Annotated in this window: 9 protein-coding genes; 2 read left to right on the forward strand and 7 right to left on the reverse strand. The window is 67.9% G+C overall.

Going from position 1 to position 10,726, the window contains the following annotated elements:
* The 5 genes from chrA to VLK61_RS29885 form a co-directional block, all read right to left on the reverse strand.
* Nucleotides 1-1,205: chromate efflux transporter (gene chrA / locus VLK61_RS29865; RefSeq protein WP_325426959.1), on the reverse strand; the 1,205-nt coding region annotated here is incomplete at its 3' end.
* A complete protein-coding gene (locus VLK61_RS29870; RefSeq protein ID WP_325426961.1) occupies nucleotides 1,205-2,215 on the reverse strand; it encodes a sulfotransferase family protein in 1,011 nt (336 codons plus the stop codon). The genes VLK61_RS29870 and chrA, both read right to left, overlap by 1 nt.
* 26 nt (nucleotides 2,216-2,241) lie before the next feature.
* On the reverse strand, nucleotides 2,242-3,813 hold the full coding sequence (locus VLK61_RS29875) for a methyl-accepting chemotaxis protein (protein ID WP_325426963.1): 1,572 nt from the start codon (nucleotides 3,811-3,813) through the stop codon (nucleotides 2,242-2,244).
* A gap of 63 nt (nucleotides 3,814-3,876) precedes the next feature.
* Nucleotides 3,877-4,392: a hypothetical protein gene (locus tag VLK61_RS29880; RefSeq protein ID WP_325426965.1), complete on the reverse strand. Its 516-nt coding sequence runs from the start codon at nucleotides 4,390-4,392 to the stop codon at nucleotides 3,877-3,879.
* Between the two features lie 614 nt (nucleotides 4,393-5,006).
* On the reverse strand, nucleotides 5,007-7,832 hold the full coding sequence (locus tag VLK61_RS29885) for a response regulator (protein ID WP_325426967.1): 2,826 nt from the start codon (nucleotides 7,830-7,832) through the stop codon (nucleotides 5,007-5,009).
* 293 nt (nucleotides 7,833-8,125) lie between these two features.
* On the opposite strand from VLK61_RS29885, the gene VLK61_RS29890 reads away from it, so the two are divergent.
* Complete coding sequence (locus VLK61_RS29890; protein ID WP_325426969.1) at nucleotides 8,126-8,716, forward strand: PAS domain-containing protein; 591 nt, start codon at nucleotides 8,126-8,128, stop codon at nucleotides 8,714-8,716.
* Nucleotides 8,717-8,785: 69 nt separating this feature from the next.
* Nucleotides 8,786-9,421 (forward strand): response regulator transcription factor, encoded by a 636-nt coding sequence (locus VLK61_RS29895; RefSeq protein ID WP_325426971.1) that lies wholly within the window; start codon nucleotides 8,786-8,788, stop codon nucleotides 9,419-9,421.
* A 31-nt stretch (nucleotides 9,422-9,452) separates the two neighbouring features.
* On the opposite strand, the gene VLK61_RS29900 is transcribed toward VLK61_RS29895, so the two are convergent.
* Both VLK61_RS29900 and VLK61_RS29905 read right to left on the reverse strand, forming a co-directional pair.
* Nucleotides 9,453-10,154, reverse strand: coding sequence for a glycine-rich domain-containing protein (locus VLK61_RS29900; protein ID WP_325426973.1), 702 nt, complete (start codon nucleotides 10,152-10,154; stop codon nucleotides 9,453-9,455).
* An 88-nt stretch (nucleotides 10,155-10,242) separates the two neighbouring features.
* Nucleotides 10,243-10,726: EAL domain-containing protein (locus VLK61_RS29905; protein ID WP_325426975.1), on the reverse strand; the 484-nt coding region annotated here is incomplete at its 5' end.

A 10,726-nucleotide genomic window follows, 5' to 3' on the forward strand; every position in this document is an offset into this window, starting at 1 on the left:
AGCAACAGCCAGGCCAGCGCGGCGCCCAGCGGCAGCGAGATGTACGGCGGCTGCTTGAATCGCCACACCAGCAGATAGGCCGCGGCGACCAGCACGCCGGTCTGCCACGGGAACGCCTGGAACGGCAGCTTCATCAGCAGTGACACCGCCGCGCCGGCAATCAGCCCGACCACGGCACAGCGCACACCCACCATCGCATGCTGGAACCAGCGCAAACGCTTGAGCCGATCGGCGACCTGGCTGGCGCCGACCGCGATCACGGCCGTCGGCCCATAAATCCCAACCGTAGCGGCCACCGCGCCGGCGAAGCCCGCCACTTCCATGCCGGTGAAGGTGGCAATGCCCAGGATCGGGCCCGGCGTCAACTGGCTCGCCGCGAGGCCGGCGCTGAAGCCCGCATGACTCAACCAGCCGAGGTGGTCGACGATCAGCCCTTCCAGCAAAGGCACCATCACCAGCGCGCCGCCGAAGAGCGTGGTGCTCATGCCCGCGAAGGCCAGGCCGACCTGGGCCACCAGGGCCTGCGGCAGCAGCGCAGGGACCAGCTGGAAGATCGCGAACCCGGCCGGCGCGGTGCACAGCGCCAGTTCCAGCGGCCGCAAGCGCCGGGCGGCGGCCGCCTCTGCCTGCGCGGGTGCCGGCCAGAACCACAGTGACACCAGTGCGCTGAAGGCCAGCACGCAGATCGGTGCGGCCCAGAATGGGATCACCAGCAGCAGCACCGCGCAGGCCGCCGCCAGCGCCTGCTGCCGGCGCGCCGGCGTGGCCTTCTTCGCCTGGTTGAAGGCCGCCAGGCCGAGGATCATCGCCAGCGGCGGCAGCACGCCGAGGGTCACCGCCCGCTGCACGCCAGGATGAGCGGCCAGCAGCGAATAACCGAACCACAGCGCGAGGATGACGAAGAAGCTCGGCAACACGATGCCGACCAGCGCCGCCGCGAAGCCGCCCCAGCCGGCCAGGCGGTGGCCCATCACGGCCAGCGCGTTCACCGCTTGCGGTCCCGGCAGCATCGTCACCAGGGCGATCAGATCGAGGAACTCCTTCTCCGACACCCATCGCCGTTGTTTGACAAAGCGCTCCTGCGCCTGGGCCAGCAGCGCCATGAAGCCGCCCCACGCGGTGAGGCCCAACACCACGCAATCGGCGAACAGGCGCGCCTTCGTCGGGCTGCCGTCGGCCGGATGAGTCGCGATGTCGGGCTGCATCAGGCCAGCACCAGGCGTGAACGGATCGCCGCCAACAGGTCTTCCTGCGGCTGGCGGGCGGCCAGGTCTTCCGGCGGCATCGATGCCTTCACCGTGGCCTTGAGCCGCCGGTTCTCGAGTTCGAGCGCCGCGGTGGCCTCCGCGTCATGGTGCCGCGCCGCGGCATGTTTGCCGACCAGCACCAGCTCGTAGTCCAGCTCGGCCAGCGAGGGGCCGGCCACCGACTCGAAGTCGATCACCTGGTCGCAGGACATGCCCTTCAACCACTTCCGGGTGTTGCTGGACATCACCGGCTTTTTGACGTTCTCCCAGAGCTTGCCGGAAGCGGCCGTCTTGCTCGCCTCCTCGGAGGCGTGGAACTCCAGCATCGTGGGGTGGAAGTCGATGCCGAGCCAGCGGCACAGCAATTGCAGCGTCGACTCGGGGTTGCAAGTCAACTCCTCGTAGGACAGCGCCAGGTACTGGGACGAGGGCACGCGGCGGCCGCAGGCCAGCGCCAGCTGCTGCTCCAGATTCCATTGCCGGCCGACATGAAAGGCCGTCTTCTCGCCGACCACGGCCTTCAGGAACGACAGGCAGACATCGCGCCCATCGCGGTACAGGTACAGGTAGCGCGCATCGGCGCCGAAGTAACGCTCGATCTCCGGCAGGAAGTGCACGTTGGCCAGCGATTTGCACATCCAGTCCGGCTTGCCATAGGCCTCGGCCATGCGGTCCATCACCGCGCCGAAGACCGCGACCAGGCTGTTGTCGCGGCAGCGCCGGCGGATGTCGACCCGATCGAAGGCCACGCCCCAGGACACGGGGTTGAGCTCGACCAGCCGCACCACGTCGTCGACCAGGCGCGCGAAGGCGGCTTCGTCGCGCAAATCGCCGTAGCTCGGCAGCAAGGGCGCAAAGCGTTCCAGGATGTGCGGCGGGTGCGGTGCCGCGATCGACGGCGCCTGGTTGACCATCAGCCGCAGCAGGTTCGAGCCCGAACGCTGGGTACCGATCATGAATATCTTCATCGAGAAGTCCTCTGGGTGGGTTGGGGTCAATACGCCAGTGCGCGGTCGGTGGCGGGCATGTCGATGCGGAACACGCTCATCGCATCGACCAGCTTGTCGGCCTGCAGCTTCAGGCTTTCGGTGGCGGCAGCGCTCTGTTCGACCAGGGCCGCGTTCTGCTGCGTCACTTCGTCCAGCTGCGCGACGGCCTGGTTGACCTGCCCGATGCCGCTGGTCTGTTCCAGCGTGGCGTGGCTGATCTCGCCGATCAGCGCGGTCACGCGCTGCACTCGGGTCACGATGTCGCCCATCGTCGCGCCGGCATCGCTGACCAGGCGCGAACCGTTCTCGACGTTCTCGACGCTGGTGCCGATCAGGGTCTTGATTTCCTTGGCCGCCTGGGCCGAACGTTGCGCCAGGGCCCGCACTTCACTGGCGACCACGGCAAAGCCGCGGCCCTGCTCACCGGCCCGCGCCGCCTCGACCGCGGCATTCAGCGCCAGGATGTTGGTCTGGAACGCAATGCCGTCGATGGTGCCGATGATGTCGGCGATCTTCTTGGCGCTGTCGGTGATGCACTGCATCGTGCTGACCACCTGGGCCACCACCTGGCCGCCCTTGGCTGCCGCGGCGCTGGCGGAACCGGCCATCTCCGCGGCGGTGCGCGCGGTGTCGGCGTTGTTGCGCACGGTCGCCGTCAGCTGTTCCATCGACGCCGCGGTCTGTTCCAGGTTCGCGGCCTGCTGCTCGGTGCGCTGGCTGAGATCGGAGTTGCCGGCGGCGATCTCCGCCGATGCCGTCTGCATCGTCTCGGCGGCCTGGCGCACCTGCAGCATCGTGCGGCCCAAGCCCGTGTTGACGGTCTTCAAGGCATTCAGCAAATGGCCCACTTCATCGCGGGAATCGACGGTGATGGCACGCGACAGGTCGCCTCCGGCCACCGCCTGCGCCACTTCAACGGCCAAAGTCAGCGGCCGCGTGATGCTGCGCTGGATGCGCCAGGCGATCAGCGCGCCCAGCGCCAGCGCGGCGATGGACAAGGCCACGATCGTCGCCACCGCCTGCCGGTAGGCTGCATCGGCTTCCTGGTTGCGAATCAGAGAGGCTTGCTGGATGGCCTCGACCACCTTGTCGAGCGCCGCGACATGCGCCAGCTGGGCCGGGCGCACTTGGTCGCGCACGACTTCGGCGGCTCCCGGCATGTCGTCGGCCATCGAGCGGTCGATCGCCTTCTCGGTGGGAGCCCGCGTGGCGGCCAAGGCTGCCCCGGCCCTGTCGAACGCGGCCTTGATCGGCACGTCGCCCGCGGTCAACATCGCGGACAGCGTCTGCGCGGTGCGGTCGTAGTCCGCCCGCGCCTTTTTCATCAGGTCGAACTCCTTCTTCTTGAACGCGACATCGTCCTGCATCACCACGTCGCGCAGCGCCATGGCCTGGTAGCGCGCCAGGTCGCGCAGCGTGGTGGCCAGCCGCTCCGGGGCCTCGCCGGTCACCGCGGCCAGGTCGGCCTTGATCGCCGACAAACGGCTGAGCGAGATGGCGCTGATGACAACCATCAAGGCCAGCACCGCGGCAAAGCCCAGCGCCAGCCGGGCGCCGACATTCAGATTCTTGAACATGAGAACTCCCTGGGCGGCCGACGATCCGGCCGCTGCTTCAGTAAGGAACGCGAGACGCTGCGGCTACTTGGCCGTTACGCCGGCCTGCAGCACGCCGATGGCCTTGCCACCGTCGATGACCGGCGCGGCCACATGCACGCTGGGAATCTGCGTCGTCGTGTCGGGCTTGATTTCGCCGGCGGCCCAGACCTGGCCCTTGATCGGGTTGGCAAAGACCGGACGGCTGGCGTTGTTGAAGATCAGCGGGCGAACGCTGGCGCCGATCAGATTGCCCTTCTGGTCGCGCAGGATCAGCTTGTTCACCGTGTCGTCGGCTTTTTCCCACTGGGCGATCTGGCCGCTGACTTTGCTGGTCAGGATGGTTTTCACGAAGGGGTCGGCGTCGCCCAGGTCGACCCATTTGCCGTTGGTCATGCCGGCGCCGTCGCGGGCATTGGCTTCGCGCACGGCGCTGACGACGGCCGGGTCGGCCGCAAGTTCGGCGAGGCGCTTCTTCGCCTTCTCCACCTTGACCTGCACGTCGGCGGGCAACTCGCTCGACCAGGCCGGCGCGGCCAGGCAACCCAAGGTCAATGTCAAGGCGGCCAGTCTGTGGGCCCAAGCGGACGTGCGGTTCATTCTGATTCCTGGTGGTTGAAATGATCGGCAGCTTGGCCATCGTCAATCGGCGGCGGCCAAGGCATGCCGGGATGCGCGATGTATCGGCATGCTAGTTCGGCGCTTGAGCGGCTATCGATCAAACAAATGCACTCAGCGCGTTCTTCAACGGCTGCACGCATCGATCGAATCAATGCGCTTGATGCCCATCAAAGTACGCGGCCCTACATGCGATCGAGACCTCCCCACGCACACGATCGACAACTCCCTCGCTCGGCGCCGCAAGACCGGTGAGATCTCAAAGGTCGATCCGGACGTGCCCAGGCGAGAACACCCTACACCGGCGCACTGAACCGCGTGGTGCAATGGTCGATAGATGTGGCACTTGGCCACTTTGAGGCTGCTGCCGATGACACTGCTCGCCCCGCCATGGCGTGACCATGACACCTGCCCGCACCCGTTCTTCGCGCCTTGGGCGTTTTGGACGTTCTGGGCGCCTTGGACGATGACGCGGCCGGCGCCTTGCGGCGGCCCTGCGCAGGCCGACGAATCCGACTTCGACTACTTCATGCGCAAGCCACGCGGGCCTGTGCCTGTCATGTCGGGCTGCGTGCGCTCTGCTGCGCCACCGGCGGCAGCTGCTCCAGCATGGCGATGACGCTGGCCTGAGCGCCGGCCAGCGCCTGCACGCGCTGCAACAGTTCGTCCGGATCGGCGTCGTGCGGAATGTGCGACAGCGATTGCGCCAGCCGCGCGACCTCGTCGATGCCCAGCATTGCCGCGGCGCCGGCCAACCCGTGCAGCTGGCGCGCCAGACCCACCAGGTCCTTGTCCGCCAGGCGCCGCAGCGCCTGCTCGCCCTCGCTGCCGTGTGCCTGGGTGTAGGTGTGCAGCAGCTGCCGGTACTGGTGCAGCGCGCCGCCGACGCGGGCAATCGCGCCTGGCACGTCGATCGTCGGCAGGCGTGCCGCCAGGGCCGCGACATCACCCTCCGTCGTGGTCGGCAGCCCTTGGCGCCGTGCGAGCCGCGCGGGCGTGATCCAGCTCAGCAAGATCGCCTCCAGTGCCACAGGGTCGATCGGCTTCGCCACATGCCCATTCATGCCGGCGTTCAGACAATCCTGCCGGTCCTCGGCCCGCGCCGAGGCGGTCATCGCCACCACCGGCAAGATGGCGCCATGCGGTAGCCGGCGCAGCAGGCGCGTGGCCTGCAGTCCGTCCATCACCGGCATCTGCACGTCCATCAGCACCAGGTCGAAAGCTTCGTCCTGCAGGTGTTCCAGCGCCTCGATGCCGTTGCCGGCGAGGGTGACGTGCAGACCGGCGTTGACGAGCAGCTCGGCCGCCACCTGCTGGTTGATGTAGTTGTCCTCGACCAGCAGCACCCGGGCGCCGCGCAAGGCCTGCAATTTGCCGGAAGGCGGCGCAGCGGCGGGCGCCGAGCGGCTGGCGACATCGCGGCCGCCGCGTTCCAGGCAGACGATGGCGTCGAGCAAGCGCGAGGGCGTCGTTGGTTTGGTGATCACGCCGTCGGCCGGGATCGCACCGGCCAGCGCCAGCGTGCGCTCCATGCTGGACGCCGACACCAGGATCATGATCGCCGGCCGGTTCGCCGCCGACGGATGCGTGGCGCGGCGCAGCTTGTGGGCCAGGCCACCGTCGTCGGCGATGGCTCCGGTGCGCTCGTCCAGCAGCACCAGCTGGAACGGCAGGCCTTCGGCTTCGGCCGCGTGCAGCTGCTGCAAGGCCATCAGCGCGGTATCGGCCGTGACGACCGGGAATTGCCAGGACTCGAGCATCTGGCGCAGGATGCGCGCCGAGGTCTCCAGCGGGTCGATCAGCAAGGTGCGCAGGCCCCGGGCCGGCAGCGCCGGCGCCGCCTCGTCGCCCTTGGCGGCAACGGCCAGCCGCACCGTCGCGCTGAACACCGAGCCCTTGCCGGGCATGCTGGTGATGCTCATCTGGCCACCCATCAGCTTCGTCAGGCGCTGGCTGATCGCCAGGCCCAGCCCGGTGCCGCCAAAGCGCCGCGACGTGGAGGCCTCGGCCTGCGTGAACGGTGCAAACAGCGTCGCCGACTGCGCCTCGCTGAGGCCGATGCCGGTGTCCCTGACGAAGAAGCGCACCGTCATCGACGCGCCGTCCTGCGCCATCAGTTCAGCGCCCAGCACCACCTCGCCGCGGGCGGTGAACTTGATGGCATTGCTAACCAGGTTGTTCAGCACCTGCGCGATGCGCAGGGAGTCGCCGATCACGCGCCGCGGCAGGCCGGCGCGCAACTCCACCAGCAGCGCGAGCCCGGCCTGCTCGGCCCGCGCCGAGTGCAGGCTGGCCACGTTGTCGATCAGTGCCTCCAGGTCGAAGACCTCGTCCTCGAGGGTCAGCTTGTCGGCTTCGATCTTCGAGTAGTCGAGGATGTCGTCGAGCAGGCGCATCAGCGCCTTCGAGGCGGACTGCACCTTGTTCAGGTAGTCGCGCTGCCGCGGGTTCAGGTCGGTTTCCAGCGCCAGGTGGGTCATGCCGAGGATGGCATTCATCGGCGTGCGGATCTCGTGGCTCATGGTGGCCAGGAAACGCCCCTTGGCCTCGTCGGCCGCCAGCGCGGCGTCGCGGGCCGCGGCCAGCTCAGCCGCGCGCAGCTGTTCGGCCCCGTGCAGCTCGACCAGGCGCTGGTGCAGGCGGGCATGCTCCACCAGCAGCTCCATCAGCACATAGGTCGCCGCGAGCAGGCCATACAGGCGACCGGCGTAGAAGCCGAGGTCGTAGCGGCCGGCATTGAAGACGGCCGACAAGCCGATGTCGAACAACCACGCGCACATCACGACCTGCAGCCACAGGTCGAGCACGCTGCGCCGGCGATGCCGCCACAAGGCCACCAGCGCGCCCAGGCAGCTCAACCAGACGCAGCCGACCACGCCCAGCATCGCCGGCGTGTAGTGCTGGCCGCTCATGATGGGCGGTAGCCATCCCTGACCGGCCGTCGCCAGCGCCGCCAGCGCAACAACCGATGCCGGCATCAGCACCAGCCCGGCCAGCCTGGCACCGGAGCGCGACATCACTCGGTGGCCCACCACCGCATAGGCGATCACGAACAAGGGAAACCCGCCATGCCAGAACATGTACAGCCAGGCGGTGCTCTGCATGCCCGCACCGAGCAGGCCGCCGGCGGCGAACAGCCCGGGGAAGGTGAGCAGGTGCACGCCGGCCAGCAGGGCCGTGAACAGGTAGCCCGCGGCGAGCCAGACCATGCCTGCCGGCCGCGTGATGCGGTACTGGCCGAACAGCAGCAGCGCAGTGATCAGGTCGGCCAGGATCAGCATCGACTGGTAGACCGGAATGAAGCCCGGCACCGGCGGCAACGCCTGCCGTGCAAAGGGCACCAGCACCACAAAGACGATGGCAGACACCAGCACCGCGAGCATGGCCCGCCGCCGCATCGCGGCCGTGGCCGGATCGTTGGACAGGACAAGTGCTGTCGTACTGCCATCCGCAATGCCACTCGCACTGCCACTCGTACTGCTACTCGTACTGCCACTCGCCATAGCGTCGTCTGGGCGCATGGTGCCTCCCTTTGCGGCCAGTCTCATTGCCGGCCGGGCCCGCTGCACTGCACCATCCTAACCCCGCATGCCACTGCTGGGGGCGGGTATTTGCATGCTGTGCATCGCGCGCCGAATCCTGGCCCGCGACATCGAGATTTCCCCACTCCGAGTGAATGGAGCGACAGCCAGCAATTGCCGACATCCTGGCATCGAAGCAAGGCGACGAGGGATTCGACATGGACATCGGGACAAGCGCGGACACACCAGAGCTGCAGACCCTGGGTCATGACACGGTGTGCGTGCTGGCGCTCGATGCAGCGCACTGCATCGAGCATGTCAACCCCGAATTCGAAGAGGCCTGCGGCTACCGGCGCGGCGAACTGCTGGGGCAGCCGCTGGAAGCGCTGCGCCATCCCGACATGCCGGGCGAGGTATTGCGCGACATCTGGGCCACGCTGGACGCGGGCGCCACCTGGGTCGCGCCGGTCAAGTGGCTGCGCGGCGATGGCCGGGCCCTGTGGACACGCACCAGCTTCGCGCCGATGTCGCGCAGGCTGTCCGTGTTTCACAGCATGGTGGTGAGCACGCATGTCCCGCCGCTGCAGGCACGTGCTGCCGAAGCGATGTACCGAGCGATGCAGTGCTGTGGTCTGGCCTGGCGCGCCCGGCAGTCCCACCGCGGTGGCGGCCTGACAACAGTGACGCCGACAGAGCAAAACAGTGACACTGACCGACGAAGTGTGAGGAGTACGATGGCTCGGTGAACCCGGCCGCCCGCAGCGGCATCAGCGCAGTCACGGCCGGTCCGTTACAGCAATGAGACAGAGGTTCCGATGACCCGCATCTTCCTGGTGGACGACCACGCCCTGGTGCGCGATGGCCTGCGCGCGATGGTCGAGAACGCCGGACATGAAGTGGTGGGTGAAGCCGACAACCTGACCTCGGCGCTGGCCGGCATAAGCGCCATGGCACCGCAAGTGCTGCTGCTCGACCTGGGCCTGGGCGAGCGCTCCGGCCTGGAACTGCTGGTCGAACTGCGGGATCGCAATCTGGCGGTGCGCACGGTCATCATCAGCATGTCCCGGCGTCCCGCCGATGTGGCCGCGGCAATGCGCCTGGGGGCCTTCGGTTATGTGCTGAAGGGCTCGCGCAGCACGATCTTGCTGACCGCCATCGACGCGGTGGCCCAAGGCCAGCGCTATCTGGCGCCCGACGAAGCCGATCTGGCGCTGCTGGGCCTGACCGGGTCGCCCGACGGCAAACCCGAACTCACGCCCCGCGAGAGCCAGGTGCTAACGCTGGCGGCACGCGGCCGCACCAGCGCGGCCATCGGCCATGCGCTGAATCTGTCGCCCAAGACGGTGGACACCTACCGCAACCGCGCCATGCAGAAGCTGGACCTCGCGGACATGCCCTCGCTGGTGCGATGGGCCATCCGCGAAGGCCTGATTGCGTTGGACGAAGAGTGAGCCGCACTTCCCTGCCGGCTCAGTGACTGACTCAATGACTGGCGGCAGTTTCCAGGCTGCCATCGGCGCGCACCTCACTGCCGCACCAGGCCGTGGCCTTGTCGGCACGGACTTCGCTGCCGCACCAGGCTGCAGTCTTGTCGGCACGGACCTCGCTGCCACACCAGGCCGCCGCCTTGTCGGTGCGCACTTCGCTGCCGCACCATGCGGCTGCCTTGTCGGTGGGACCTTCACTGCCGCACCACGCCGCGGCCTTGTCGGTGGGGCCTTCGCTGCCGCACCAGGCCACCGCCTTGTCGGCGCGAACTTCGCTGCCGCACCAGGCGGCCGCATTGCCCGGCAGTTCCTCGCCGAAGGCATTGCGGTAGAGCACTTCCAGTGAATCGGCGGCCTGAGCCAGGACGTCCGCATCACCGCGCATGCCCAGGTAAGGATGGTGGTGGATGAACTCGCCGAAGAGCTGCTGGCAGTCGGCGGCGTACTTGCGCGTGTCCAGGATGTGCGCGTGCCAGAACTTGTCGATGTCGCGCGTCGGTGCCAGCTGCGACGCCGGGTAGCGCGCCAGCAGCATCAGGAAGCGCCGATAGGCGAGCTCGATCTGCGCGGTGTGTTCCGGCGTCCAGCCGTAGCCTTCGTCCTTGCAGGCGATCTTGAACTTGATGGGCTCCAGGTCGAGGCTGGCGATCGCGGCAAGCGTCTTGGCCAGGGCCGGGCTTTGGGTGGTCTGATGCATCGAATCAACTCCTTGGGTGAGGGGCAGGAACGTGACAGGCGGCGGAGATGCCGCCCGATGGCAGGTGAATCTCAAGCAGGTCGGCCTGTCAGGCCGCCACCGTGGGACTCACGAGATTGCGCACATCGCGTGCGAGAAACAAACTCATGTCGGCCGCGCCGATGGGCTTGCTCAGGTAGTAGCCCTGGATCTGGTCGCAGTGGTTGGCGCGCAGGAAGCCCAGCTGCTCGACCGTCTCGACGCCTTCGGCCACCACCGTCATGCGCAGTCGCTGCGCCAGTCCGATGATGCCGGCGGTCAAGGCGCCGGCGTCGGGGTCGCCCGGCAGGTCCTTGATGAAGCTGCGATCGATCTTCAGCGTGCACAGCGGGAAGCGCTGCAGGTACGACAGCGACGAGTAGCCGGTGCCGAAGTCGTCGATCGCCAACGACACGCCGATCGCGCGCAACTGGGCCAGTTGCGTGGCGGCCATCGTCGGATTGGCCATCACGCAGCTCTCGGTGATCTCCAGTTCCAGGGCCTGCGGACTCAGCCCGGCCATCGCCAGCACCTGCTCCACCTCGGCGGCCAGT

It is taken from the genome of Aquabacterium sp., from assembly GCF_035476535.1.
In the GTDB taxonomy this organism is placed as follows: Bacteria; Pseudomonadota; Gammaproteobacteria; order Burkholderiales; family Burkholderiaceae_C; genus Pseudaquabacterium.